General features: G+C 71.4%; 24 protein-coding genes. 2 read left to right on the top strand and 22 right to left on the bottom strand.

Going from position 1 to position 26,340, the window contains the following annotated elements:
- Nucleotides 1–55 precede the first annotated feature (55 nt).
- From carB to pyrR, 6 genes are all read right to left on the bottom strand, one after another.
- On the bottom strand, nucleotides 56–3,364 hold the full coding sequence (gene carB / locus IE311_RS15785) for a carbamoyl-phosphate synthase large subunit (protein WP_189832312.1): 3,309 nt from the start codon (nucleotides 3,362–3,364) through the stop codon (nucleotides 56–58).
- The gene (carA, locus tag IE311_RS15790) at nucleotides 3,357–4,505 is read right to left on the bottom strand and encodes a glutamine-hydrolyzing carbamoyl-phosphate synthase small subunit (protein WP_189832313.1); all 1,149 of its coding nucleotides are present in this window, start codon (nucleotides 4,503–4,505) and stop codon (nucleotides 3,357–3,359) included. The genes carB and carA overlap by 8 nt, the downstream gene beginning before the upstream one ends.
- The gene (locus tag IE311_RS15795; RefSeq protein ID WP_189832314.1) at nucleotides 4,502–5,074 is read right to left on the bottom strand and encodes a PH-like domain-containing protein; all 573 of its coding nucleotides are present in this window, start codon (nucleotides 5,072–5,074) and stop codon (nucleotides 4,502–4,504) included. The genes carA and IE311_RS15795 overlap by 4 nt, the downstream gene beginning before the upstream one ends.
- The gene (locus IE311_RS15800; RefSeq protein WP_189832315.1) at nucleotides 5,071–6,357 is read right to left on the bottom strand and encodes a dihydroorotase; all 1,287 of its coding nucleotides are present in this window, start codon (nucleotides 6,355–6,357) and stop codon (nucleotides 5,071–5,073) included. The genes IE311_RS15795 and IE311_RS15800 overlap by 4 nt, the downstream gene beginning before the upstream one ends.
- Before the next feature lie 2 nt (nucleotides 6,358–6,359).
- On the bottom strand, nucleotides 6,360–7,340 hold the full coding sequence (locus IE311_RS15805) for an aspartate carbamoyltransferase catalytic subunit (RefSeq protein ID WP_189832316.1): 981 nt from the start codon (nucleotides 7,338–7,340) through the stop codon (nucleotides 6,360–6,362).
- An 86-nt stretch (nucleotides 7,341–7,426) separates the two neighbouring features.
- The gene (gene pyrR / locus IE311_RS15810) at nucleotides 7,427–7,993 is read right to left on the bottom strand and encodes a bifunctional pyr operon transcriptional regulator/uracil phosphoribosyltransferase PyrR (protein ID WP_189832317.1); all 567 of its coding nucleotides are present in this window, start codon (nucleotides 7,991–7,993) and stop codon (nucleotides 7,427–7,429) included.
- 246 nt (nucleotides 7,994–8,239) lie between these two features.
- Here pyrR and bldD point away from each other — a divergent pair, with 246 nt between their 5' ends.
- Nucleotides 8,240–8,740, top strand: coding sequence for a transcriptional regulator BldD (bldD, locus tag IE311_RS15815; protein ID WP_015032294.1), 501 nt, complete (start codon nucleotides 8,240–8,242; stop codon nucleotides 8,738–8,740).
- A gap of 237 nt (nucleotides 8,741–8,977) precedes the next feature.
- On the opposite strand, the gene nusB is transcribed toward bldD, so the two are convergent.
- From nusB to IE311_RS15890, 15 genes are all read right to left on the bottom strand, one after another.
- Nucleotides 8,978–9,415, bottom strand: coding sequence for a transcription antitermination factor NusB (nusB, locus tag IE311_RS15820; RefSeq protein ID WP_189832318.1), 438 nt, complete (start codon nucleotides 9,413–9,415; stop codon nucleotides 8,978–8,980).
- Nucleotides 9,416–9,417: 2 nt separating this feature from the next.
- Nucleotides 9,418–9,984 carry an elongation factor P gene (gene efp / locus IE311_RS15825; RefSeq protein WP_189832319.1) on the bottom strand — a complete coding sequence of 189 codons (567 nt, stop codon included), beginning with the start codon at nucleotides 9,982–9,984 and terminating at the stop codon, nucleotides 9,418–9,420.
- A 49-nt stretch (nucleotides 9,985–10,033) separates the two neighbouring features.
- Complete coding sequence (locus tag IE311_RS15830; RefSeq protein ID WP_189832320.1) at nucleotides 10,034–11,146, bottom strand: aminopeptidase P family protein; 1,113 nt, start codon at nucleotides 11,144–11,146, stop codon at nucleotides 10,034–10,036.
- Between the two features lie 134 nt (nucleotides 11,147–11,280).
- Nucleotides 11,281–12,306, bottom strand: a complete 1,026-nt coding sequence (locus IE311_RS15835) for an AAA family ATPase (RefSeq protein ID WP_189832321.1) — start codon at nucleotides 12,304–12,306, stop codon at nucleotides 11,281–11,283.
- 150 nt (nucleotides 12,307–12,456) lie between these two features.
- Nucleotides 12,457–12,903 (bottom strand): type II 3-dehydroquinate dehydratase, encoded by a 447-nt coding sequence (gene aroQ / locus IE311_RS15840; RefSeq protein ID WP_189832322.1) that lies wholly within the window; start codon nucleotides 12,901–12,903, stop codon nucleotides 12,457–12,459.
- Nucleotides 12,900–13,997: a 3-dehydroquinate synthase gene (gene aroB / locus IE311_RS15845; RefSeq protein ID WP_189832323.1), complete on the bottom strand. Its 1,098-nt coding sequence runs from the start codon at nucleotides 13,995–13,997 to the stop codon at nucleotides 12,900–12,902. Before aroB ends, aroQ begins: the two co-directional genes overlap by 4 nt.
- Nucleotides 13,994–14,515 carry a shikimate kinase gene (locus tag IE311_RS15850; RefSeq protein ID WP_189832324.1) on the bottom strand — a complete coding sequence of 174 codons (522 nt, stop codon included), beginning with the start codon at nucleotides 14,513–14,515 and terminating at the stop codon, nucleotides 13,994–13,996. The genes aroB and IE311_RS15850 overlap by 4 nt, the downstream gene beginning before the upstream one ends.
- The gene (gene aroC / locus IE311_RS15855; protein WP_189832325.1) at nucleotides 14,512–15,696 is read right to left on the bottom strand and encodes a chorismate synthase; all 1,185 of its coding nucleotides are present in this window, start codon (nucleotides 15,694–15,696) and stop codon (nucleotides 14,512–14,514) included. The genes IE311_RS15850 and aroC overlap by 4 nt, the downstream gene beginning before the upstream one ends.
- Nucleotides 15,697–15,809: 113 nt before the next feature.
- Nucleotides 15,810–16,130 carry a hypothetical protein gene (locus IE311_RS15860; RefSeq protein ID WP_189832326.1) on the bottom strand — a complete coding sequence of 107 codons (321 nt, stop codon included), beginning with the start codon at nucleotides 16,128–16,130 and terminating at the stop codon, nucleotides 15,810–15,812.
- A 57-nt stretch (nucleotides 16,131–16,187) separates the two neighbouring features.
- Entirely contained in the window at nucleotides 16,188–17,015 is an 828-nt protein-coding gene (locus IE311_RS15865) for a shikimate dehydrogenase (RefSeq protein ID WP_189832327.1), read from the bottom strand.
- A complete protein-coding gene (gene mltG, locus IE311_RS15870) occupies nucleotides 17,015–18,880 on the bottom strand; it encodes an endolytic transglycosylase MltG (RefSeq protein ID WP_189832328.1) in 1,866 nt (621 codons plus the stop codon). The genes IE311_RS15865 and mltG overlap by 1 nt, the downstream gene beginning before the upstream one ends.
- A gap of 102 nt (nucleotides 18,881–18,982) precedes the next feature.
- A complete protein-coding gene (gene ruvX, locus IE311_RS15875; RefSeq protein ID WP_189832423.1) occupies nucleotides 18,983–19,447 on the bottom strand; it encodes a Holliday junction resolvase RuvX in 465 nt (154 codons plus the stop codon).
- Between the two features lie 2 nt (nucleotides 19,448–19,449).
- On the bottom strand, nucleotides 19,450–22,119 hold the full coding sequence (gene alaS / locus IE311_RS15880) for an alanine--tRNA ligase (protein WP_189832329.1): 2,670 nt from the start codon (nucleotides 22,117–22,119) through the stop codon (nucleotides 19,450–19,452).
- A complete protein-coding gene (locus tag IE311_RS15885) occupies nucleotides 22,119–22,475 on the bottom strand; it encodes a DUF6167 family protein (protein ID WP_189832330.1) in 357 nt (118 codons plus the stop codon). The genes alaS and IE311_RS15885 overlap by 1 nt, the downstream gene beginning before the upstream one ends.
- A gap of 6 nt (nucleotides 22,476–22,481) precedes the next feature.
- Nucleotides 22,482–22,919, bottom strand: a complete 438-nt coding sequence (locus IE311_RS15890; RefSeq protein WP_189832331.1) for a DUF948 domain-containing protein — start codon at nucleotides 22,917–22,919, stop codon at nucleotides 22,482–22,484.
- 158 nt (nucleotides 22,920–23,077) lie between these two features.
- On the opposite strand from IE311_RS15890, the gene IE311_RS15895 reads away from it, so the two are divergent.
- Entirely contained in the window at nucleotides 23,078–25,372 is a 2,295-nt protein-coding gene (locus tag IE311_RS15895; protein WP_229901944.1) for an AAA family ATPase, read from the top strand.
- A gap of 66 nt (nucleotides 25,373–25,438) precedes the next feature.
- Here IE311_RS15895 and rpsD read toward each other — a convergent pair whose 3' ends face one another.
- Nucleotides 25,439–26,053, bottom strand: a complete 615-nt coding sequence (gene rpsD / locus IE311_RS15900) for a 30S ribosomal protein S4 (RefSeq protein WP_024758279.1) — start codon at nucleotides 26,051–26,053, stop codon at nucleotides 25,439–25,441.
- Between the last annotated feature and the right edge of the window lie 287 nt (nucleotides 26,054–26,340).

Raw genomic sequence — 26,340 nt, forward strand, 5'->3', positions numbered from 1 at the left:
CATGACGAGGGGGACACCGCAGGTCCTGCCGGTGTCCCCCTCCTCGTACGGGCTGCTAGTCGCGGGCCGCGGTCAGGTGCTCCGCGTGCTCCTGGAGTGAGCGGACGCCCACGTCGCCGCGGTTGAGCGCGTCGATGCCCTGGACGGCCGCGGCGAGCGCCTGGACCGTGGTGAGGCACGGGACGCTGCGCGCCACCGCTGCCGTACGGATCTCGTAGCCGTCGAGGCGGCCGCCGGTGCCGTACGGGGTGTTGACGATCAGGTCGACCTGGCCGTCGTGGATGAGCTGGACGATCGTCTTCTCGCCGTTCGGGCCCTCGCCCTCGCTCAGCTTGCGCACGATCGTGGCGTTGATGCCGTTGCGCTTGAGGACCTCGGCGGTGCCGGAGGTGGCGAGCAGCTCGAAGCCGTGGGCGACGAGCTCGCGCGCCGGGAAGATCATCGAGCGCTTGTCGCGGTTGGCGACCGAGATGAACGCGCGGCCCTTGGTGGGCAGCGGGCCGTAGGCGCCGGCCTGCGACTTGGCGTACGCCGTGCCGAAGACCGCGTCGATGCCCATGACCTCGCCAGTGGAGCGCATCTCCGGGCCGAGGACGGTGTCGACGCCGCGGCCGTGCACGTCGCGGAAGCGCGACCACGGCATCACGGCCTCCTTGACGGAGATCGGCGCGTCGAGCGGCAGGGTGCCGCCGTCGCCGGTCTTCGGCAGCAGGCCCTCGGCGCGCAGCTCGGCGATGGTGGCGCCGAGCGAGATGCGGGCGGCGGCCTTCGCGAGCGGGACGGCGGTCGCCTTCGAGGTGAAGGGGACGGTCCGGGAGGCGCGCGGGTTGGCCTCCAGGACGTAGAGGATGTCGCCGGCCATCGCGAACTGGATGTTGATCAGACCGCGCACGCCGACGCCCTTGGCGATGGCCTCGGTGGAGGCGCGCAGGCGCTTGATGTCGAAGCCGCCGAGGGTGATCGGGGGCAGGGCGCAGGCCGAGTCGCCGGAGTGGATGCCGGCCTCCTCGATGTGCTCCATGACGCCGCCGAGGTACAGCTCGTGGCCGTCGTAGAGCGCGTCGACGTCGATCTCGATGGCGTCGTCGAGGAAGCGGTCGACCAGGACCGGCCGGGTAGGGCTGATCTCGGTGGACTCGGCGATGTACGACTCCAGGCGGGTCTCGTCGTAGACGATCTCCATGCCGCGGCCGCCGAGCACGTACGAGGGGCGCACGAGGACGGGGTAGCCGATCTCGTCGGCGATGGCCTTGGCGCCGGCGAAGGTGGTCGCGGTGCCGTGCTTGGGGGCGGGGAGGCCGGCCTCGGCGAGGACCTGGCCGAAGGCGCCGCGGTCCTCGGCGGCGTGGATGGCCTCCGGGGAGGTGCCGACGACCGGTACGCCGTTGTCCTTGAGCGCCTGCGACAGACCCAGCGGGGTCTGGCCGCCGAGCTGGACGACGACACCGGCGACGGGGCCGGCCAGCGTCTCGGCGTGCACGATCTCCAGCACGTCTTCCAGCGTCAGCGGCTCGAAGTACAGGCGGTCGGAGGTGTCGTAGTCCGTGGAGACGGTCTCCGGGTTGCAGTTGACCATCACGGTCTCGTAGCCGGCCTCGCTGAGGGCGAAGGAGGCGTGGACGCAGGAGTAGTCGAACTCGATGCCCTGGCCGATGCGGTTCGGGCCGGAGCCCAGGATGATCACCGCGGGCTTGGTGCGGGGCGCGACCTCGCTCTCCTCGTCGTACGAGGAGTAGAAGTACGGGGTCTTGGCGGCGAACTCGGCGGCGCAGGTGTCGACCGTCTTGTAGACCGGGCGGACGCCGAGGGCGTGCCGGACCTCGCGGACGACGTCCTCGCGCAGCCCGCGGATCTCGGCGATCTGGGCGTCGGAGAAGCCGTGGCGCTTGGCTTCGGCGAGGATGCCGGGCTCGAGCTTCTCGGCGGCGGCCAGCTCGTCGGCGATCTCCTTGATCAGGAAGAGCTGGTCGACGAACCACGGGTCGATCTTCGTGGCGTCGAAGACCTCCTGCGGGGTGGCACCGGCGCGGATGGACTGCATGACCGTGTTGATGCGGCCGTCGGTCGGACGGACCGACTCGCGCAGCAGCTCGGCCTTGTCACCGGGCTCTCCGACGAAGGTGAACTGCGAGCCCTTCTTCTCCAGGGAGCGCAGGGCCTTCTGGAGCGCCTCGGTGAAGTTGCGGCCGATCGCCATCGCCTCGCCGACCGACTTCATGGTCGTGGTGAGGGTGGAGTCGGCCTGCGGGAACTTCTCGAAGGCGAAGCGCGGGGCCTTGACGACGACGTAGTCGAGCGTGGGCTCGAAGGACGCCGGGGTCTTCTCCGTGATGTCGTTCGGGATCTCGTCCAGCGTGTAGCCGACGGCGAGACGGGCCGCGATCTTGGCGATCGGGAAGCCGGTCGCCTTGGAGGCGAGCGCCGAGGAGCGGGAGACGCGCGGGTTCATCTCGATGACGATGATGCGGCCGTCGACCGGGTCGATCGCGAACTGGATGTTGCAGCCGCCGGTGTCGACGCCGACCTCGCGGATGATCGCGATGCCGATGTCGCGGAGCCGCTGGTACTCGCGGTCGGTGAGGGTCATCGCCGGGGCGACGGTGATCGAGTCACCGGTGTGGACGCCCATCGGGTCGAAGTTCTCGATGGAGCAGACGACCACGACGTTGTCGTTCTTGTCGCGCATCAGCTCCAGCTCGTACTCCTTCCAGCCGAGGATGGACTCCTCGAGGAGCACCTCGGTGGTGGGCGAGAGCGTCAGGCCCTGGCCGGCGATGCGGCGCAGCTCCTCCTCGTCGTGGGCGAAGCCGGAGCCGGCGCCGCCCATGGTGAAGGAGGGGCGGACGACGACGGGGTAGCCGCCGAGGGTGTCGACGCCCTTGATGACGTCGTCCATGGTGTGGCAGATGACCGAGCGGGCGGACTCGCCGTACCCGATCTTGGCCTTGACGGCCTCGACGACGCCCTTGAAGAGGTCGCGGTCCTCGCCCTTGTTGATGGCCTCGACGTTGGCGCCGATGAGCTCGACGCCGTACTTCTCGAGGACGCCCTGCTCGTGCATGGAGATCGCGGTGTTGAGCGCGGTCTGGCCGCCGAGGGTGGGCAGGAGGGCGTCGGGGCGCTCCTTGGCGATGATCTTCTCGACGAACTCGGGGGTGATCGGCTCGACGTAGGTGGCGTCGGCGATCTCCGGGTCGGTCATGATCGTGGCCGGGTTGGAGTTGACCAGGATCACCCGCAGGCCCTCGGCCTTGAGGATGCGGCAGGCCTGGGTGCCGGAGTAGTCGAACTCGGCGGCCTGGCCGATGACGATCGGGCCGGAGCCGATGACCAGGACGGACTGGATATCGGTGCGCTTAGGCACGCTCGGCCTCCATCAGGGATACGAAGCGGTCGAAGAGGTACGCGGCGTCGTGCGGGCCCGCGGCCGCCTCGGGGTGGTACTGGACGGAGAAGGCCGGCTGGTCGAGCAGCTGGAGGCCTTCGACGACCTGGTCGTTCAGGCAGACGTGGGAGACCTCGGCGCGCCCGAAGGGCGTGTCGGAGACCTTGTCGAGCGGCGCGTCGACGGCGAAGCCGTGGTTGTGCGCGGTGACCTCGACCTTGCCGGTGGTGCGGTCCTGCACCGGCTGGTTGATGCCGCGGTGGCCGTACTTCAGCTTGTACGTGCCGAAGCCGAGGGCGCGGCCGAGGATCTGGTTGCCGAAGCAGATGCCGAAGAGGGGCGTCCTGCGCTCCAGGACGGCGCGCATGACGGCGACGGGGCCGTCGGCGGTGGCCGGGTCGCCGGGGCCGTTGGAGAAGAACACGCCGTCGGGCTCGACGGCGTAGATGTCCTCGGCGGTGGCGGTGGCGGGCAGCACGTGGACCTCGATGCCGCGCTCGGCCATCCGGTGCGGGGTCATGCCCTTGATGCCGAGGTCGACGGCGGCGACGGTGAACTTCTTGGTGCCGATCGCGGGGACGACGTACGTCTCCTTGGTGGCGACCTCGGCGGAGAGGTTCGCGCCCTTCATCTGGGGCTGCGCCTTGACCTTGTCGAGCAGGGCCTCCGCGCGGACGCCCGTCCAGGCGTCGCCGGAGAAGATGCCGACGCGCATGGCGCCGCGCTCGCGCAGGTGGCGTGTGAGGGCGCGGGTGTCGATGCCGGAGATGCCGACGACGCCCTGGCGCTCCAGCTCCTCGTCCAGCGTGCGGGTGGCGCGCCAGTTGGAGGGGACGCGGGCGGGGTCGCGGACGACGTAGCCGGCGACCCAGATGCGGCCCGACTCGGGGTCGTCGTCGTTGACACCGGTGTTGCCGACGTGCGGGGCCGTCATGACGACGACCTGGCGGTGGTACGACGGGTCGGTGAGGGTCTCCTGGTAGCCGGTCATCCCGGTGGAGAACACGGCCTCGCCGAAGGTCTCCCCCACGGCCCCGTAGGCGCGGCCGCTGAAGGTGCGGCCGTCCTCCAGGACGAGTACGGCGGGAACCTTTGAGGCTCCCCTGGTGGAGGTCGTCATCGTGCGATGCCTTCCGTCGTGTTGATCATGGAGTTGATGGCTTCGACCCAGGCGGTGTGCTCGGCCGCCCGGTCGGAGCGGAAGCCCGAGTCGATCAGGGTGTCGCCGTGGGCCCAGGTGACGATCAGCAGACCGCCCTCGGCGAGGACCTTTCCGGCGATGCCCTTGTCGAGGCGGGCCTCGCGCAGGGCCCCGGCCGGGACGAAGAAGTCGTTCGCCCCGGGGCGTACGACCTCGATCCCGGCGTCGGTGAGCGTGAGCTCGACGCGGCTGCGGGTGCCCAGGCCGTGGGCGACGATCCGGTCGAGCCACTGCCCGGCGGTCGTCGAGCCGTGGTACCGGCCGGAGAGCCTCAGTGTCGCCTCGGCGCCGCTCGCGGGCACCTCCGGCAGCTCGGGCAGGTCCGACTGGAGGCTGCCCCGCCACTTCCAGCCCTGGCGCATGAGCCAGTACACGAAGGCGATGAAGAGCAGCAGTCCGGCGACCCAGCCGAGCCGCCCGGCCCAGTCGGTCACCTCCGCCGACTTCTGATCGGCAGCCTCTGCGGCGATTGCGATGAGTGGTGTCACGCCAGCTTCCCGTCCACGACCGTTGCCCGGCCCCGCAGGAGGGTGTGGGTGACGCGTCCCGGCAGCTCACGGCCCTCGTAGGGGGTGTTTCGGCTGCGGGAGGCGAAGTCCGCGGGGTCCACGACACCACGGTAAGCCGGATCGACCAGCGTCAGGTTCGCGGGCTCACCTGCCGAGACGGGTCGTCCGTGGCCCTTGGCCCGTCCGATGCGGGCGGGGGCGAAGGACATCCGGTCGGCGACGCCGGCCCAGTCGAGGAGACCGGTCTCGACCATCGTCTGCTGGACGACGGAGAGGGCGGTCTCCAGGCCGACCATGCCCATGGCCGCCGCGGCCCACTCGCAGTCCTTGTCCTCGTGCGGGTGCGGGGCGTGGTCGGTGGCGACGATGTCGATCGTGCCGTCGGCCAGCGCCTCGCGGAGCGCGAGGACGTCCTTCTCGGTGCGCAGCGGCGGGTTGACCTTGTAGACCGGGTTGTACGAGCGGACCAGCTCGTCCGTGAGGAGGAGGTGGTGGGGGGTGACCTCGGCGGTGACGTCGATCCCGCGGGACTTGGCCCAGCGGACGATCTCGACGGAGCCGGCGGTGGAGAGGTGGCAGATGTGGACGCGGGAGCCGACGTGCTCGGCGAGGAGCACGTCGCGGGCGATGATCGACTCCTCGGCGACGGCGGGCCAGCCGCCGAGTCCGAGCTCGGCCGAGACGATGCCCTCGTTCATCTGGGCGCCCTCGGTGAGGCGGGGCTCCTGGGCGTGCTGGGCGACGACGCCGTCGAAGGCCTTCACGTACTCCAGGGCGCGGCGCATGATCACGGCGTCGTCGACGCACTTGCCGTCGTCGGAGAAGACGGTGACGCCGGCGGCGGAGTCGTGCATGGCGCCGAGCTCGGCGAGCTTCTTGCCCTCCAGGCCGACGGTGACGGCGCCGATGGGCTGCACGTCGCAGTAGCCGGACTCCTTGCCGAGTCGGTAGACCTGCTCGACGACACCGGCGGTGTCGGCGACCGGGTGGGTGTTGGCCATGGCGAAGACGGCCGTGTAGCCGCCGGAGGCGGCGGCGCGGGTGCCGGTGAGGACGGTCTCGGAGTCCTCGCGGCCGGGCTCGCGCAGATGGGTGTGGAGGTCGACGAGGCCGGGCAGCAGGATCTGTCCCTCGGCCTCGATCACCGTGGCGCCCTCGGCGGACAGGCCGGTGCCCACCTCGGCGATGGTCTCGCCGTCGACGAGGACGTCCTGGATCTCGCCGCCCAGCACCTGTGCACCGCGGATAAGGATCTTGCTCATGGTTACTTGTTCTCCTCGGTACGGGTGGTGTGGGTGGCGGAGTCGTTGCCGCCCAGAAGCAGGTAGAGGACCGCCATCCGGACGGAGACGCCGTTGGCGACCTGCTCGACGACCGTGCAGCGGTCGGAGTCGGCGACCTCGGCGGTGATCTCCATGCCGCGGACCATGGGGCCGGGGTGCATCACGATGGCGTGCTCGGGCATCTTCGCCATCCGCTCGCCGTCGAGCCCGTACCGGCGCGAGTACTCGCGCTCGGTGGGGAAGAAGGCGGCGTTCATCCGCTCTCGCTGCACACGCAGCATCATGACCGCGTCGGACTTCGGCAGCACCCGGTCGATGTCGTACGAGACCTCGCAGGGCCAGGTCTCCACGCCGACGGGGACCAGGGTGGGCGGGGCCACCAGGGTGACCTCGGCGCCGAGGGTGTGCAGCAGGTCGACGTTGGAGCGGGCGACGCGGCTGTGCAGGACGTCGCCGACGAGCGTGATCCGCTTGCCCGCGAGGTCCTGGCCGAGTCCGGCGTCCCGGCCGACCAGGCGGCGGCGCATGGTGAAGGCGTCGAGGAGGGCCTGGGTGGGGTGCTGGTGGGTGCCGTCGCCGGCGTTGATGACGGGGGCGTCGATCCAGCCGGAGGTGGCGAGGCGGAACGGGGCTCCGGAGGCGCCGTGCCGGATGACGACGGCGTCGACGCCCATGGCCTCCAGGGTCTGCGCGGTGTCCTTGAGGGACTCGCCCTTGGAGACGCTGGAGCCCTTGGCCGCGAAGTTGATGACGTCGGCGGAGAGCCGCTTCTCGGCGGCCTCGAAGGAGATCCGGGTCCGGGTGGAGTCCTCGAAGAAGAGGTTGCAGACGGTCCGGCCGCGCAGCGTCGGCAGCTTCCTGATGGGCCGGTCGGCCACCCGGGCCATCTCCTCGGCGGTGTCGAGGATCAGGACGGCGTCGTCGCGGGTGAGGTCGGCGGCCGAGATGAGGTGACGCATCATCCGTGTGTCTCTCCGTGGTGGGGAGGGGTGAGGGCATGCGGGGGCGCAGGAGGGTGCCCCGACCCCGCGGGGGAAAGCCGGTCCGGCTAGGCGGAGGGCCTGGAACCGAGCAGGACGGTGTCGCGGCCGTCCTCCTCGGCGAGCTGGACCTTGACCGTCTCCCGCAGCGACGTGGGGAGGTTCTTGCCGACGTAGTCGGCGCGGATCGGGAGCTCGCGGTGGCCGCGGTCGACGAGGACGGCGAGCTGGACCGCGCGGGGGCGGCCGATGTCGCCGAGGGCGTCGAGGGCGGCGCGGATGGTGCGGCCGGAGAAGAGCACGTCGTCGACGAGGACGACCAGGCGTCCGTCGACGCCGTCACCGGGGATCTCGGTGCGGCCGAGGGCGCGCGCCGGCTTCATCCGCAGGTCGTCCCGGTACATGGTGATGTCGAGGGAGCCGACCGGGATCTTGGTGCCGGTGATCGATTCGAGCTTCTCGGCGAGCCGGCGGGCGAGATACACACCGCGGGTGGGAATGCCGAGGAGAACCACGTCGTCCGCGCCCTTGGCGCGCTCGACGATCTCGTGTGCGATGCGGGTGAGGACCCGCGCGATGTCCGGGGCCTCGAGAACGGGCCGCGCGTCGTCGCTGTACTGCAGCTGGGTGTCCATGAAGAAACGGACCTCCTTCTCCGCCTCACGGGACGGTTCTTAAAGGACGTCGGATTTGCGACGTCAACGATACCAGGGGCGGACGGGGACCTTCCTCGCACCCCGGTCGCCACTCCGGGCGCCGTCCCCCGGGAGGAGTCGGTACGGACCATTCGGCTTGACGGGAAAGAGTAACGCTGCGTAACCTCACAGTGAGTTACCAGCCGCGCGGCGCAGCCGCATGTCGTCACAGCGTCCGGGAGCGTTATGTCCAGCGAATACGCAAAGCAGCTCGGGGCCAAACTCCGTGCCATCCGCACCCAGCAGGGTCTCTCGCTCCACGGAGTGGAGGAGAAGTCCCAGGGCCGCTGGAAGGCCGTCGTGGTCGGTTCGTACGAGCGTGGCGACCGCGCGGTGACCGTGCAGCGCCTTGCCGAGCTGGCCGACTTCTACGGCGTGCCGGTGCAGGAGCTCCTGCCGGGCACGACCCCGGGCGGCGCCGCCGAGCCGCCGCCGAAGCTGGTCCTGGATCTGGAGCGCCTGGCGCACGTCCCCCAGGAGAAGGCCGGCCCGCTCCAGCGCTACGCGGCGACGATCCAGTCGCAGCGTGGCGACTACAACGGCAAGGTGCTGTCGATCCGTCAGGACGACCTGCGCACCCTCGCCGTGATCTACGACCAGTCCCCCTCGGTCCTCACCGAGCAGCTGATCAGCTGGGGCGTGCTGGACGCGGACGCGCGCCGCGCCGTCGCCCACGAGGAGAACTGACCCCTTCCGGGGACCCAGCAGAAACGTACCGCCGGGCCCGTGGACGTCATCCGACGTCCACGGGCCCTGCGCTTTTCTCCGCACCCGGCCCGGCCCGGACGGCCCGGAGGCCGGCCCAGGGGCGTCCGAGGGGGCCCGGGGCTCCCGTGTGCCGTCGCACACGCGGCAGGGAAACGCCGAAGGGGCCCGCAGCACGCGTGCTGCGGGCCCCTTCGACTGCCGGTGACGTCTACGGACTCAGGCGTCCGCGTCCCGGCGCAGACGCGGCTTCAAGTCCTTGAAGCGCGCCAGCAGACCGTTGACGAAGGTCGGGGACTCGTCCGTGGAGAACTCCTTGGCGAGCTGCACCGCCTCGTCGATCGCGACCGCGTCCGGCGTGCCGTCCTCCCAGATCAGCTCGTACGCACCGAGGCGCACGATGTTCCGGTCGGCGACGGGCATCCGGTCGAGGTCCCAGTCCACCGCGTAGGTCGCGATGAGCTCGTCGATCCGAGCCACGTGGGACGCGTAGCCCTCGACCAGCTGCATGGTGAAGTCGTTCACCGGCGGCTGGCGGTCGTCCGACCGCGCGTGCCGGACCTGGTCCGCGAGAACCTCCTGGACGGAGGCACCGCGCTGGTCCGCCTCGAAGAGGATCTGGAAGGCGCGCTTGCGGGCCTTGCTCCGAGCGGCCACGGTTACTTGTTCACCCGGCCGAGGTAGTCGCTGGTGCGGGTGTCGACCTTGACCTTCTCGCCGGTGGTGACGAAGAGCGGGACCTGGATCTCGTGGCCGGTCTCCAGCGTGGCGGGCTTGGTGCCGCCGGTGGAGCGGTCGCCCTGGACGCCCGGGTCGGTGTGCTTGATCGTCAGCTCGACGGCAGCCGGGAGCTCGACGTAGAGCACCTCGCCCTCGTGCTGGGCGACGGAGGCGGTGAAGCCCTCGATCAGGAAGTTGGCGGCGTCGCCGACGGACTTGCGGTCGACCATCAGCTGGTCGTAGGTCTGCTCGTCCATGAAGACGAAGTAGTCGCCGTCCATGTAGGAGAACTGCATGTCACGGCGGTCGATGGTGGCCGTCTCGACCTTCACGCCGGCGTTGAAGGTCTTGTCGACGACCTTGCCGGACAGCACGTTCTTGAGCTTGGTGCGCACGAAGGCCGGGCCCTTGCCGGGCTTGACGTGCTGGAACTCGACGACGGACCAGAGCTGGCCCCCGTCGAGCTTGAGCACCATGCCGTTCTTGAGGTCGTTCGTGGAAGCCACGGTTGCGGAATCTCCTGGACTGACGTGGGACCGCGGATGCGCACGCGCCCTACAGCGCGAGCAGCTCCTTGGTCGTGATGGTGAGTAGCTCGGGTCCGCCGTCCGCCTCCTGGCGCACGACGAGCGTGTCATCGATCCGGACCCCGCCCCGTCCCGGGAGGTGAACCCCCGGTTCGACGGTGACCGGCACACAAGCGTCCAGTTTACCCATGGCGGAGGGTGAGAGCTGCGGGTCCTCGTCGATTTCGAGCCCCACCCCGTGCCCGGTGAGCGGCACGGCGGCCTCCGCGTGCCCCGCAGCGTCCAGGATCTGGCGGGCCGCGCGGTCCACGTCCCGGTATTCGGCGCCGGGCGCGAGGGACTCGCGTCCGGCCCGCTGAGCGGCGAAGACGAGTTCGTACAGCTCGATCTGCCAGTCGGCGGGCGTGGTGCCGATGACGAAGGTCCGGCCGATCTCGCACCGGTAGCCGCGGTAGTCGGCGCCGAGGCAGACGGAGAGGAAATCGCCCTCCTCGACCCGGCGGTCGGTGGGCTTGTGCCCCCGGCGTCCGGAGTGCGGGCCGGTCGCCACCGAGGTGGGGAAGGCGGCCCCGTCGGCACCGTGGTCGACGAGCCGCCGTTCCAGCTCCAGGGCGAGGTGCCGTTCGGTCCGCCCGACCAGGATCGACTCCAGGAGTTCGCCGAGCGCCTGGTCGGCGATCTCCGCGGCGATCCTGAGACAGGCGATCTCGTCCTCGTCCTTGACGATCCTGAGCTGTTCCACGGCGCAGGCGAGGTCGGCCAGACGCAGTCCGGGGGCGACGGAGCCCATGGCCCGGTGCCGGGTCACGGTCAGGTCGTGTTCCTCGACGGCCAGCGCGTCGGCGCCCGCCCGGCGGGCGAGATCGACGGCGGCGACGGCCGGATCGCCGCCACCGGCGGGCAGAACCTGCCGGCGGAGCACTTCGTCGAGCCGTCCGTCGGCCGGTTCGCCGCCGGGCGCGACGGGACAGAGCAGGACGTCCGCGTCGGGTTCGGGGCCGACGAGGAGGACGGCACCCGGGGGCGAGCCGCCCGCGAGATAGCGGACGTTGGCTGGGCGGGAGACCAGGGCCGCCGGGCTGCCCGCGGCCGCGCAGCGATCGCGCAGCCGTACACGGCGGTCCGCATACACCTCAGACATGCTCCGAGCCTACGAGCAGCGCGGCGCGGTGGCCTGTTCTGCACGGCCGACCGGGCGGAAGGCCCACCGGGGCCCGCCGGGCCTTCCGGAGGACGCCCTCGCGGACCCTCGCGGTCGCCGGGCTCCCCCGGGGGTCACCAGGTGGGCGGGCTCGCGATCGCGCGGGCGAGGACGTCGTCGAGGACCCGGGCGGTGGTCTCGACGTCGTACGTGGAGTTGTCGATGATGGGCAGGCCCGAGCCGTACCAACCGGCCATCCGGCCGTGGATCGCGGCGACCTCCTCGTCCGAAAGCCGCCTGTTGCCGCTGCGCTCGGCGTTGCGCTCCAGGACGACCTCCAGACCGGGCAGGAGCACGACGGGCAGCAGACCGGGGCCGACATGGCGCTTCCAGCCGCCGAGGCCCACGACGGGCCGGTCGGGGAAGACCGCGTCGTCGACGATGCAGGAGATGCCGTTCGCGAGGAAGTTGCGCGCGGCGAAGCCGCAGGTGCGGCGGGCGAGCCGGTACTGCGCCTCGGAGTGCTCGTTCCAGCCGGACTGGGGGTCGGCGAAGCCGGAGCAGACCCATTCGCGGACGTCGTCGAGGCTGATGTGCGCGGTGGGCACCCGGCGGCGCTGCGCCCAGTGCCGGGCGACGGTCGTCTTGCCGGCGCCGGCGGGACCGATGAGCAGCACGGCGAGGGTCGCACCGCCGGTGCCCGCGCCGTGCTCCGCGGCGGGCGCGAGCGGAGCGGCGACGGGCGGCAGCGGGACATGACCGCTGAGGTCCGCGCGCTGGGGCGGACCGCTCGGGTAGGCCCCGGGGTGCGAGCCACCGGGATGCTGCGGACCGCCCGGGTGCTGCGGTACGGCGCCGGAGCGGCCCCAGCCGGGCGTCCCGGGCCCCGAGGGGGGCGCGGGATGCGGAGGCGGTGCCGCGTGCCCCGGCGCCGCCTGCGGGGGCCTGGGGGCTCCGCTCCCGACGCTCGGGTGCACACCGAGCCGGGGCCCGGCGGGCGGAGCGGGGTACGGGGCGCCCGCCGGAGGCGGGGGCACCGGCGGGTGGGCACCCTGGGGGCCGCCCCCCGCTCCCGAGGCGGAGGCGGGTACGGCGCCGGGGCCGGGCGCCTGGCCCGGTCGCTCGGGCGGTGGCAGCGGACCCCCCACTGCGTGCTGCATCCGGTCCCACTCCGTCTCGTACGCCTGATGTATCCGGTGCGCCGGAACGTTACCGCCCCCGGCCCCCACGAGGGGAACGGCCGGGGACTCCCCCTGGTGCCCCGTCGGACCGGTGACCGTTCACGGCCCCACCGGTCCCCCGGGATCCTGTCAGTCCGTCAGTTCCTCGGCCAGTGCCCGCAGGGCCAGCCGGTAGGAACCGATCCCGAAACCGGCGACCGTGCCGGTCGCCACGGCCGCGACGACCGAGGTGTGCCGGAACTCCTCGCGGGCGTACGGGTTCGAGATGTGAACCTCGATCAGCGGGGCGGTCCGCTGGGCGGCCGCGTCCCGCATCCCGTAGGAGTAGTGCGTGAACGCCCCGGGGTTGATCACCACCGGGATCGAGCCGTCCGCCGCCTCGTGCAGCCAGCGGATCATCTCGCCCTCGTCGTTCGTCTCCCGCACCTCGACGTCGAAGCCGAGCTCCGTGCCGAGGGTCCGGCAGGACTCGACGAGCCCCTTGTACGACGTGGCGCCGTAGATGTCGGGCTCGCGGGAGCCGAGCCGGCCCAGGTTGGGGCCGTTGAGCACCAGAACCGGACGCGGCTCGCTCACGCGGACACCTCGCCGTACGCCGCGATCAGGACCGCCGGGTCGGGGCCCTCCAGGACGGTCGGCCTGCCGATCCCGTCGAGGACGATGAAGCGGAGCAGGTCGCCGCGGGACTTCTTGTCCACCCGCATGGTCTCCAGGAGCTTGGGCCACTGGTCACCGCGGTAGGTGAGCGGCAGTCCGACGGACTCCAGGATCGCGCGGTGCCGGTCGGCGGTGGCGTCGTCGAGCCGCCCGGCGAGACGGCCGAGCTCGGCGGCGAAGACCATGCCGACGGAGACGGCGGCGCCGTGGCGCCACTTGTACCGCTCGTTCTTCTCGATGGCGTGGGCGAGGGTGTGGCCGTAGTTGAGGATCTCGCGCCGGCCCGCCTCCTTGAGGTCGCCGGAGACGACCTCGGCCTTGACCTTGATCGAGCGGACGAGCAGCTCGGCGGTGTGCGGACCGGCCGGGGTGCGGGCGGCCTGCGGGTCCTCCTCGATGAGGTCGAGGATCACCGGGTCGACGATGAAGCCGGCCTTGATGATCTCCGCCAGGCCGCTGACATAGTCGTGGACCGGCAGCGAGTCGAGCGCCGCGAGGTCGCACAGGACGCCGGCGGGCGGGTGGAAGGCGCCGACGAGGTTCTTGCCCTCGGCGGTGTTGATGCCCGTCTTGCCGCCGACGGCCGCGTCGACCATGGCCAGGACCGTGGTGGGGACGGCGATCCAGCGGACGCCCCGCAGCCAGGTCGCGGCCACGAAGCCGGCCAGGTCGGTGGTGGCGCCGCCGCCGACGCCCACGACGACGTCGCTGCGGGTGAAGCCGGTCTGCCCCAGCGCCTTCCAGCAGTAGGCGGCGACCTCGACGGTCTTCGCCTCCTCGGCGTTCGGCACCTGGATGGCGACCGCCTCGTAGCCCTGCTCGGCGAGGTCGGCGCGGAGCGCCTCACCCGTGTCGGCGAGCGCCTCCGGGTGGATGACGGCGACCCGCTTGGCCTGGGTGCCGATCAGCGTCGGGAGCTCACCGAGCAGCTGCCTGCCGACCAGCACCTCGTACGGATCCGTGCCGGCGCTGCCCGCGACGTGGATACGGGTGACTTCCTGGTCCGTCGTCATGCGTCCTTCTTCAGATCCAGTGCCGCGAGGACCGCGTCCGCGACCTCTTCGGGGGTGCGGTCGTCGGTGGTGACGACGGCCCGGGCGACTTCGGTGTACAGGTGGCGGCGCGCCTCCATCAGCTCGCGCCACTGGCGGCGCGGGTTGACGGCGAGCAGCGGCCGCGCAGTGTTGAGGCCGACGCGCCGGACCGCCTCTTCGACGTCCATCGAGAGGTACGCGACGGGCAGCCCGGCGAGCAGGGCACGGGTACCGGCGTCGAGGATCGCGCCGCCGCCGAGGGCGAGGACGCCCTCGTGCTCGGCGACGGCCGCGGCGACGGCGTCCCGCTCCAGGGCGCGGAAGTACTCCTCACCGTCCTCGACGAAGATGTCGGAGATCTCGCGTCCCTCGGCGACGACGATGTCGGCGTCGGTGTCCCGGTAGGGCGCGCCAAGCCGTTCGGCCAGGAGCGCGCCCACCGTGGACTTGCCGGAGCCCATGGGTCCGACGAGGACGACCAGCGGGCCGGCGGTCACCGGATGCGCAGGTTCTCGAGGTACGACCGCACGTTGCGGCGGGTCTCGGGCACGCTGTCGCCGCCGAACTTCTCGACGACGGCGTCCGCCAGGACGAGCGCGACCATGGCCTCGGCGACGATGCCGGCCGCGGGGACGGCACACACGTCGGAGCGCTGGTGGTGGGCCTGGGTGGCCTCGCCGGTGGCGACGTCGACGGTGGCGAGCGCGCGCGGCACGGTCGCGATGGGCTTCATCGCGGCGCGGACCCGCAGCAGCTCACCGGTGGTCAGACCGCCCTCGGTGCCGCCGGAGCGGCCGGAGGTGCGCCTGATGCCCTCGTCGGTGTTCACGATCTCGTCGTGGGCCTGGGAGCCGGGCACGCGGGCCAGGTCGAAGCCGTCGCCGACCTCGACACCCTTGATGGCCTGGATGCCCATGAGGGCGGCGGCGAGCCGGGCGTCGAGGCGCCGGTCCCAGTGGACGTGCGAGCCGAGGCCGACGGGCACGCCGTACGCGAGGACCTCGACGACACCGCCGAGGGTGTCGCCGTCCTTGTGGGCCTGGTCGATCTCGGCGACCATCGCCTTCGACGCGTCGGCGTCGAGGCAGCGGACCGGGTCGGCGTCGAGCTTCTCCACGTCGGCCGGGGTCGGGTAGACGCCGTACGGCGCCTTGGCGGCGGCCAGCTCGACGACGTGGGAGACGATCTCGATGCCCGCGGCCTCCTTGATGAAGGAGCGGGCGACGGCACCGAGGGCGACGCGGGCGGCGGTCTCCCGGGCGCTGGCGCGCTCCAGGATCGGCCGGGCCTCGTCGAAGCCGTACTTCTGCATGCCGGCGAGATCGGCGTGGCCGGGCCGGGGCCGGGTCAGGGGGGCGTTGCGGCCCGTCTCCTTGAGCTCCGAGGGGTCGACCGGGTCGGCCGACATGACCTTCTCCCACTTGGGCCACTCGGTGTTGCCGACCATGACGGCGATCGGGGAGCCGAGGGAGAGTCCGTGCCGGACACCGCCCAGGAAGGTGATCTCGTCCTGCTCGAACTTCATCCGGGCGCCACGCCCATAGCCGAGGCGTCGCCGCGCGAGGTGGTCCGCCACCAGCTCTGTGGTGACCGGGACGCCGGCGGGAAGGCCCTCCAACGTCGCGACCAGCGCGGGTCCGTGGGATTCCCCAGCGGTCAGCCAACGCAACCTGCTCAACGATGCTCCTCATGCTCGCGCCTGGCACTGCGACGGCGCGACCGGGTGCGCGGCCCTGGCCCGCCATCCCCGATCCTCCCACGTCCGGGGCGCTGCCTCGGCCCCCGGTCCAGCTATCGGACGCGGGTCCCGCTCGCGGGGAGCGCCTCGTCCGTCGGACCGGCCGTGTCGTCGGCCGTGTCGCCGGTCTTCTCGCCGGTCGTCCCGCCGGTCCGGGTGTCCGTCCGCGTGTCCGTCTGCCCGTCTGCCTTCGGCGCGCCGCGGAGGCGTCCGCGGAGCCGGACCACCGCGAGCCCGCCGAAGCCGGCGGCCGCGATGCCGAGCACCGTGTACCGCGCCCACGCGGGCAGGTCGCTGAAGAACCCCACATACAGAAAACGCAGGACGTCGAAGGCCGCGTCCCACTTCGACGCCAGCACCAGTTCCTCGCCCATGCCCCCGTGCTCCCCCGTACTCTCTCGTTCCCCCGTGGCCGGAATCCGGCCCGGGGCCTATCGGGCGGCCAGCGCCCGCTCCCCCGCCGCGCGCATCGCGGCCAGCGGCGCCCTCGCGACGCCCGTCATCTGTTCGACCTGCAGAACGGCCTGGTGGACGAGGAGGTCGAGGCCGCCGACCACCTTGCCGCCGCGGTCGGACCAGGCCGCGGCGAGCGCCGTCGGCCAGGGGTCGTACAGCACGTCGAAGAGAGTGCCGACCGTGTCGGGCACGGCGCCCGCCAGTTCGTTCGTCGTGCCGGCCGGGGTGGTCGCGACGACCAGCGGAGCCGCGAAGGCCTCCGCCGCGTCGTCCCAGGCGGCGGTACGGACGTCCACGCCGAGCCGCTCGCCCCAGCCCCGCATCTCCTCGGCGCGCGCCTCGCTGCGTACGTACGCGGTGACGGGCCCGGCGCAGATCCGGGCGAGCGCGGCGAGCGCGGAGGAGGCGGTGGCGCCGGCCCCGAGGACCGCCGCCGACTCCACCTTCTCGACGCCCCGCTCGCGCAGGGCGGCGATCATGCCGGGGATGTCGGTGTTGTCGCCGACCCGGCGGCCGTCCTCCCGGAAGACGACCGTGTTAACGGCCTCCACGGACGAGGCCGTGTCGCTGATCCCGTCGAGCAGCGGGATGATCGCCCGCTTGAGCGGCATGGTCAGCGAAAGGCCGGCCCAGCTGCCGTCCAGTCCGCCCACGAACCCGGGCAGTCCCGCCTCGTCGATCTCGAAACGGTCGTACGACCAGTCGTCGAGGCCGAGCTCGGCGTACGCGGCCCGGTGCAGGACCGGGGAGAGCGAGTGGGCGATCGGCGAACCGAGGACGGCCGCGCGGTGTGCTGGCGCCATCAGCTCTTCCTCGATTCGTTGAACTGGTCGACGAGCTTCTGGTGCTCGGCGTTCGTCTTCGTGAACTTGGAACTCTTTCCGTCGAGCGAGATGAAGTAGTACCACCCGTCGCTCGTCGGGTTCAGAGCACCCTGGAGGGCCTCAAGACCGGGGTTGCCGATCGGACCGGGCGGCAGGCCCTTGACGAAGTACGTGTTGTACGGGTTGTTGTACTTTCGGACCTCGGCGAGCGAGAGGTCGAGCTTGCTCTGGTTCTTGATGTAGTTGTACGTCGAGTCGAACTCGAGCCCGCCGTAGGTCTGCGGATTCGACGGCTTGAGCCGGTTGTAGACGACCTCGCCCATCTTCCGGAAGTCGTCGTGCGAGGTTCCCTCCGCCTGAACGAGGCTGGCGATGGTGACGAGCTCCCAGGGGCTGTCGACGCCGAGCTGCTTCGCCTTGGCGTCCAGTTCGAGCTTGGCGTACTCCTGGTTCGCGCGGCTCACCATCTTGCGCAGCGCGTCCTCGGGCTTGGAGCCCTTGGCCACGGGATAACTCGCGGGGAAGAGGAAGCCCTCCAGTGGGTCCTTTACGTTCTTGTGGTTGGCGGCCCATTCCGGCAGTCCGAGGGTGCTTGCCTTCGCCTTCGCGATGCCCTTGGTCGTACCGGGCTCGAGTCCGAGTTTCTTGTCGATCTGCTCGTACACCCAAACGTTCCGCCGCCCCTCGGGGATGACGAAATTACTCTGGCTCGCCGGGTCGAGCATCATGGTGACCGCGCTCTCGGCCGACATCTCCTTCTTCAGCGTGTAGACGCCGGCCTGGATCGAGATGCCCTTGGGGTTCTTCTGCTGCGCCGAGACGAAGGCGTCGACGCTCTTGACGACGCCGGCCTTCTTCAGGATGTTGCCGATCTCGTTGCCGAGCGCGCCCTTGGGGATCTCGACCTGCACGTCGCCCGAGCCCGAGCCCGCGTAGTCCTCGGCCGCGCCGAACTGACCCTGCCAGAACTGGTAGCCGAAGTAGCCGACGCCGCCGACGCCGCCCGCGAGGACGACCGCGACGACGAGGCAGGCCACGCCGTTCTTGCCTTTGCGTTTATTGGCTTTGCTCCGGCGTTCACGGTCGTCGCCGCGGGAGTCGCGGCCGCGCCCCGGCTCCTCGTCGTCGTACTCGTCCTCCGGGTCGTCCTCACCGGTGAAGAAGGGATGCTTCTCCTCCTCCGGCTCGGGGCGCGCCTCTTCCTCCGGCTCCCAGTCGATCACCGGCTCCGGCGGGTTCTGCCGGCGGCCGGGAGGCTGGGGCGGCGGGTACGCCTCGGGGGTGCCGTAGAGGTCGGGGTTCTGACCGCCGTACGGATCGGCCGGAGTCGCGCCGTACGGCATCGCCGCCTGGCCCGTCTCCCAGCTGCCGTCGTACTGCTGTCCGAGGTGCCCGGGCGTGTCGTAACCGCCCGGGTACCCCGTCCCGTACTGCTGCTGCTCGTACGACTGCTCGTATCGCTGGGGCTGCTGAGGCTGGTGGGGCTGCTGCTGCTCGTACTGCTGCTGCGGCTGCTGCTGGTACTGCTGATCGTGCTGCTGCGGCTGGTACTGCTGCTGAGCCTGCTGGTACTGCTGATACTGCGGGTCGACGTACTCCTGCGGCTGCTGCTGGTACTGCTGCTGCTGCGCATGCTGCTGCTGGTACGGGTCGCCCTCGTACCCCTGACCGGCCTGGCCGCCCTGCCCGTACGGGTCCTGGTAGCCGTGGCCGGCCTGGTCGTACTGGCTCGCCTGCTGCGGGTGCGGGTAGTGCTGCTGCTGGCCCTCCCACCCCTGGTCCCCGTAAAGCGGGTCCCCGGGGTGCCACGGTTCGGAGCCGGGGCTCCGGCCATACTCAGTCATCGATCCCCAAAACAGCCGCGAGGCTTCCGGACGATCCGCCTCTACGTAGTGCGGCAGTTGTTCGAACACCGCCGTATCGCGCGGAACGTTACCGTATCGCGATCAGATGACCACTTCGACGCCCTCGCCAGGAGGATTACCTGATACCCGTTCGGACTCAAGAGCGTTCTGAAGGATGATCACAGCGGCGGCCTGGTCGATCACGGACCGCCCCTTCTTGGCCTTCACACCGGAGGCCCGCAGCCCCTGGGTCGCGGTGACGGTGGTCATCCGCTCGTCGACCAGCCGGACCGGCACCGGGGCGATGCCCTTGGCCATCTCCCCCGCGAAGGCGCGGACCTTGGTCGCGGCCGGACCCTCCCGCCCGCTGAGCGAGCGGGGCAGGCCCACGACGACCTCGATCGGCTCGTACTCCGCGACGATCTGGCGGAGCCGCCGGTGGGCGGCCGGGACGTCACGTCCCGGCACGGTCTCCACCGGCGTGGCGAGGACCCCGTCGGGGTCGCACGAGGCGACCCCGATCCGGGCGTCCCCGACGTCCACCGCGATACGGCGGCCGCGACGCATCGTCACGCCGTCTCCACCACGAGACGCTCGACGGCGGCGATGGCCTCGCCGACGGCCTCCGGGTTCGTACCGCCGCCCTGGGCGACGTCCGGCTTGCCGCCGCCACCGCCACCGAGGGTCTTGGCGGCCGTGCGGACCAGCTCGCCGGCCTTGAGACCGCGCTCACGGGCGGCCTCGTTGGTGGCGATGACCGTGAGCGGCTTGCCATTGGCCGTGGTGAACAGGGCGACGACGACCGGACGGTCGGACGGGAAGCGGCCACGGACGTCGAGGACCAGCTTGCGCAGGTCGTCGGCGCCGGTGCCGTCCTGGACCCGGCCGGTGACCAGGGCGAGGCCGCGGACGTCCTGGGCGGAGTCGACGAGACCGGCGGCGGCCTGGAGGACCTTCTCCGCGCGGAACTTCTCGATCTCCTTCTCGGCGTCCTTCAGCTTGCCGAGCATGGAGGAGATCTTCTCCGGAAGCTCCTCCGGACGGCCCTTGACCAGCTCCTGGAGCTGGGCGACGACCGTGTGCTCCTTGGCGAGGAAGTTGTACGCGTCGACGCCGACGAGGGCCTCGATACGGCGCACACCGGAGCCGATGGAGGACTCGCCGAGCAGCTTCACCAGGCCCAGCTGGGCGGTGTTGCCGACGTGCGTGCCGCCGCACAGCTCCTTGGAGAAGTCGCCGATGGTGACGACGCGGACCTGCTCACCGTACTTCTCGCCGAACTCGGCGATGGCGCCCTGACGCTTGGCCTCGTTGATCGGCATGACCTCGGCGTGGACCTCCAGCTCGCGCGAGAGGACCTCGTTGATCTTCTGCTCGACGTCCGTGAGGACCGTGCCGGGGACGGCGTTCGGCGAACCGAAGTCGAAGCGGAAGCGACCGGGCTGGTTCTCGGAACCGGCCTGGGCGGCCGTCGGGCCGAGGGCGTCGCGCAGCGCCTGGTGGGTCAGGTGGGTGGCCGAGTGGGCGCGGGCGATGGCCCGGCGGCGGCTCACGTCGATGGTGGCGTAGGCGGTGGCGCCCACGGTCACCTCGCCGACCTGCACGGAACCCTTGTGCACGGAGACACCCGGGACCGGCTGCTGGACGTCACGGATCTCGATGACCGCGCCGCTGTGGAGCTTGATCCGGCCCTGGTCGGCGATCTGGCCGCCGCCCTCGGCGTAGAAGGGGGTCCGGTCGAGGACGACCTCGACCTCGTCGCCCTCGGAGGCGGCCGGCGAGGAGACACCGTTGACGAGGAGACCGACGACCGTGGTCTCGCCCTCCAGGTTGGTGTAGCCGGTGAACTCGGTGGCGCCGTTGCCGTCGGCGATCTCCCGGTAGGCGGTCATGTCGGCGTGACCGGTCTTCTTCGCCTTGGCGTCGGCCTTGGCGCGCTCCCGCTGCTCCTTCATCAGGCGGCGGAAGCCGTCCTCGTCCACGGAGAGGCCCTGCTCGGAGGCCATCTCCAGGGTGAGGTCGATCGGGAAGCCCCAGGTGTCGTGGAGCAGGAACGCCTTGTCGCCGGAGAGGATCGTGCCGCCGGCTGCCTTGGTCTCGGTCACGGCGGTGTCGAGGATGTTCGTGCCGCCCTTGAGGGCCTTCAGGAAGGCGGCCTCTTCGGCGAGGGCGACGGTCTCGATGCGCTTGCGGTCGGTGACCAGCTCCGGGTACTGCTCGCCCATCGTGTTGATCACGGTGTCGACGAGGTCCTGGACGACCGGACCGGTGGCGCCGAGCAGGCGCATGTTGCGGACGGCGCGGCGCATGATGCGGCGCAGCACGTAGCCGCGGCCCTCGTTGCCGGGAGTGACGCCGTCGCCGATGAGCATGACGGACGTCCGCATGTGGTCGGCGACCACGCGGAGCGAGACGTCGCTGTCCTTGGCCTTGCCGTAGGCGACGCCGGTGAGCTCGGTGGCCTTGTCGATGACGACCTGGAGGGTGTCCGTCTCGTACATGTTCTGGACGCCCTGGAGGATCATCGCCAGGCGCTCCAGGCCGAGGCCCGTGTCGATGTTCTTCGACGGCAGCTCGCCGAGGATCGGGAAGTCGTCCTTGCCGGAGCCCTCACCGCGCTCGTACTGCATGAAGACCAGGTTCCAGATCTCCACGTAGCGCTCGTCGTTGACGGCCGGGCCGCCCTCGACGCCGAACTCGGGGCCGCGGTCGTAGTTGATCTCGGAGCACGGGCCACAGGGTCCGGGGACGCCCATGGACCAGTAGTTGTCCTTCTTGCCGAGGCGCTGGATGCGCTCGGCGGGGACGCCGACGACGTCACGCCAGATCTGCTCGGCCTCGTCGTCCTCCTGGTAGACGGTGATCCAGAGCTTCTCCGGCTCCAGCCCGTAGCCGCCGTGCTCCACCGCGGTGGTCAGCAGCTCCCAGGCGAGCTTGATGGCGCCTTCCTTGAAGTAGTCGCCGAAGGAGAAGTTGCCGCACATCTGGAAGAACGTGCCGTGGCGGGTGGTCTTGCCGACCTCTTCGATGTCCGGCGTGCGCACGCACTTCTGCACGCTGGAGGCGCGCGTGAAGGGCGGCTTGACCTCGCCCAGGAAGTAGGGCTTGAACGGCACCATGCCGGCGGGGACGAGCAGCAGAGTCGGGTCGTCCGCGATGAGCGACGCCGAAGGGACGACGGTGTGCCCGCGCTCCTCGAAGAAGCTCAGCCAGCGGCGGCGGATTTCAGCCGACTCCATCAGTGGTCCTCATTCCGGTTGTACGAGATCGTGGGAATTGATTGCGTGGTCGGGTACGGGGTGGAGCCGAGCGCGGTCCTGCGGCGCGGCTCCGGCAGCTCCCGGCCCTGGGCCGGACCCGGGTCGACGGGTGCGTCGAGGCCGAGTGCCTCCTCCAGTTCGGCCTCCCGCTGGACCATGCCCGCCCTCACGTCGAGGGCGAAGTCCTTGAGGCGGTGGCCGGTCTCGATCGCCTTGTTCGTGGCCTGGGCCGCGAGGCTCTCGGGGGTCAGCTGCTTCAGCTTCCGGTTGACCTTGGTGGTGGCCCACACGCCGGCGGCTGCGCCGGCCGTGAACCAGAACGTGCGGCGGAACATCGCGGCTCAGCCCTTCTGCTTCCGGCGTCGCGAGGACGGCACGGTACGGCCGACGATCACAGTACGTCGCGCGGAGGCCCGCGGGACGTCCTCGCCGTCCCCGCCCCGGCCGAGGGCCTTGCGCACCCCGTATCCGAAGGCGGCGACCTTGACGAGGGGGCCGCCGAAGGTCGAGGCGACCGTGGAGGAGAGCGCCGAGGCGTTGGAGGTGACCTCCTGGACGTCCGAGGCGATGGCGTCGACCCGGTCGAGCTGGGTCTGCGCCGAGCGCACGGTCGCGGAGGCGTCGGCCAGCAGGGGAACGGCCTGCTCGGTCACCTCGGCCACCATTCTGGTGGTGGCCCTGAGCGTCTGCGCCAGCCTCACCAGCACCACGGCGAGGAAGGAGACGAGGATCGCCCAGAACACGGCCACCAGGATCCCGGCAACCTCTCCACCGGTCACTCTGCACCGCTCTCTGCTGTCGTTGGCCCTTGTGAAAAGTCGTCCCCCGACCCTATCGCGCCCGGGCTCTCCCGCCGTACCGCATTACCGCCCGTGGGACGGCGGTCACGGGGATCCGATTGTACGGAGCGCGTGGGGATGAGTACGCTCCGTGTCCCATGCGACGGAGCAATCTCCCGGCGGAGCTGAACCGGTTCGTCGGACGGGCCGCCGAGCAGGCCGCACTGACGGCGCTCCTCGAGGCGTCCCGCCTGGTCACGGTCGTGGGCGTGGGCGGGGTCGGCAAGACCCGGCTCGCGCTGAGGGCTGCCTCGGGAGTGCAGAAACGCTACGGCGACGGGGTCCGGCTCGCCGAGCTCGCGCCCCTGCGCGACCCCGACCTGATCGAGTACGCCCTGGCCGAGGCCCTCGGCCTGACCGACCACACCCCCAAGCCCCCGCGCGAGGTGCTCGTCGAGCACCTCGCGGAGCGGCGGACGCTGCTGGTCGTGGACGGTTTCGAGCACCTCGTGGAGAGCTGCGCGCCGCTCGTGCGGGAGCTCCTGGAGCAGGCTCCGGGGCTCACCGTCCTCGCGGTCGGCCGCCGTCCCCTGCGGGTGGCGGGCGAGGCGGTGTTCCCGCTGGCGCCGCTGGGTGAGGCGGACGCGATGACCCTGCTCACGGAACGGGCGGCGGAGGCGGGCGCGCCCGCCCTGCCGGAGGCCGGAGCTCCCGCCCCGTCCGGGGCGGGAGCGGGAGCCCTTCCCGGTCGTCCCGCCCCGACGGGCGCTGCCGTGTGCCCGGGAGGGCGGGCCGGGACACGGAGCCTCCCCGGTGCCACGGCCCACGTCCGCGGTTCGGACGCCGTGCGGGAGCTGTGCCGGCGGCTCGACGGGATTCCGCTCGCGCTCGAACTGGCGGCCGGCCGGCTCCCCCTCCTCTCCGTCGAGCAGATGCTGTTCCGCCTCGACGACCGTTTCCGGCTCCTCACCGACGGCGCGCGCGGGGCGCTCCCCCGGCATCAGACGCTGCGCACCGCCATGGGCTGGAGCCATGAGCTGTGCACCCCCGAGGAGCGGCTGCTCTGGGCCCGGCTCTCGGTGTTCCCCGGCCCCTTCGACCTGGAGGCGGTGGAGTACGTGTGCGGCGGCCCCGAGCTGCCGCCGGAACGGATCCTGGAGCTGCTCGGCGGTCTGCTGGCGCAGTCGCTGCTCACCCGGGAGGACGCCCCCCTGGGCCCGGTCTACCGGATGCTCGACACGGTCGCCGCGTACGGGGCGGAGTGGCTCGCGGCGCTCGGCGACACGGAGCGGATGCGGCGGCGGCACCGCGACTGGTACATGGGCCTCGCCACCTGGTGCGAGCTGGAATGGTTCAGCCCGCGTCAGGCCGAGGTCGCGGCCCTGACGGAGGCGGCCCTGCCGCATCTGCGGGCCGCCCTCGACCTGTGTCTGGAACTCCCGGAGGACACGCACCTCGCCCAACACCTGGCGGGCACGCTCTGGTTCGCGTGGGTGGGCTGCGGGCGCCTGTCGGAGGGCCGGCACTGGCTGGAGCGGGCGCTCGCGGTGGAGTCCGGTCACGAGGAGGCGCGGCTGAAGGCGCTCTGGGTGCTCGGGTACGTGGCGGTGCTCCAGGGGGACGGTACGGCGGCGGTGGCGGCGCTCCACGAGTGCGGGGAGCGGGCCAGGTCCTCGCGGAACGCGCTGGCGGAGGCGTACGCGACGCACCGGATGGGATGTCTGGCGCTGCTCACGGACGACATGCCGCGGGCCGAGGAGCTGATCGGGCGGGCGCTCGACGCGTACCGGGAGCTCGGCGAGCTGAACAGCAATGTGCTGATGGGGCAGATCGAGGTGGCCCTGGCGCGGGCGTTCCGGGGCGACGTGGACGGGGCGGTCGCCCTCTGCCGCGAGGTCAGGGACATCTGCGAGGAGCGGGGCGAGCTCTGGGCCCGGGCGTACGCCCTCTACGTCCTGGGGTACGCGGCCTGGACCGGGGGCGTGTACGGGGAGGCGCGGGAGCTGCTCGCCGAGTGCGTGTCCATCAACCACGCCTTCCGCGATCTGGTCGGGACCGTGCTGGCGATCGAGATGCTCGCCCTGGTGTCGGTGAGCGAGGGCGATCCGACGGAGGCCGCCGTCCTCCAGGGGGCCGCGGTGCCGCTGTGGGACACGGTGGGTGTCCGGCTCTTCGGGTCGGAGGCGTTCGACGCGCCGAGGACGCTGTGCCAGCAGCGGGCCGAGGAGGCGCTGGGCGCGGAGGCCTACGGCATCGCCTTCCGGCAGGGTCTGGGGCTGTCGGCGGCGGAGGCGGTGGAGCGCGCACTCGCGGCCCGGGGCAATCCGGCCGTCGGCGGCGCGGCGGAGGCGTCGGCTCCTCGTCCCTTCCGTACGGCCGGGTCGGCGGCGGTCCCGGGAACGCGGAAGCCCGCCGGCTCCCCCACCGGCAAGGGCGGGGAAGCGGCGGGCTGAACACCGCGAGGGTGTGAACACCGCGAGGGTGGTACTACGTCCCCCGGCTCGCGCCGGGGGCCCGGATCAGCGGGCGTAGTACTCGACGACCAGCTGCTCGTCGCAGATGACCGGGATTTCCTTGCGGTTCGGGTCGCGGTCGAGGCGGAAGGCCAGGGCCTTCAGGTTGACCTGCAGGTAGCGCGGGGTCTCACCGTCGGCGGCGAAGCCACCCTCACGGGCAACCTCGAACAGCGGCTTGGTGCGGCTGCGCTCGCGGACCATCACGACGTCGTCGGGACGGACGCGGAACGACGGCTTGTCGACCTTGCCACCGTTGACCTGGATGTGGCCGTGGACGACCATCTGGCGGGCCTGGTAGATGGTGCGGGCGATGCCCGAACGCAGGACCAGGGCGTCGAGGCGACGCTCGAGCTCGACGACCAGCGCCTCGCCCGTCTTGCCTTCGGCCTTCTTGGCGCGGTCGTAGGCGCGCGCCATCTGGCGCTCGCTGATGTCGTACTGGGCGCGCAGACGCTGCTTCTCGAGCAGACGGACCTTGTAGTCCGAGTTCTGCTTGCGGCCACGGCCGTGCTCGCCCGGCGGGTAGGGGCGGGCCTCGAAGTACTTGACGGCCTTCGGGGTCAGCGCGATGCCGAGGGCACGCGACTTCTTGACCTTGGGACGGGACTGGTTCGGCATGAACCAACCTCTCTACTGTGTACGAAACGGCTTCACCAGGGTTAGGGGAGGTCGCATCCGCAGCCGGGAAACCCGTCGGGTCCGTACGAGACGGGCCTGTCGGGCAGCCGCTCCCAGGTCTGGGCACATACGTGCAGCACGCGAACGACCCACCGCCGATCCCGGGATCCGGGTGGTGGTGGGTTGCCAGCGACACCTTCGAAGGTGCGCGACGCTCCTGGAAACCCCGCCCGAGGGCCGGGTCTCCGGCTGACTGTCCCGTTCTGGTGGTGCCGACCGGAGCCGGG

It is taken from the genome of Streptomyces zaomyceticus (assembly GCF_014656215.1).
Lineage (GTDB): Bacteria > Actinomycetota > Actinomycetes > Streptomycetales > Streptomycetaceae > Streptomyces > Streptomyces zaomyceticus.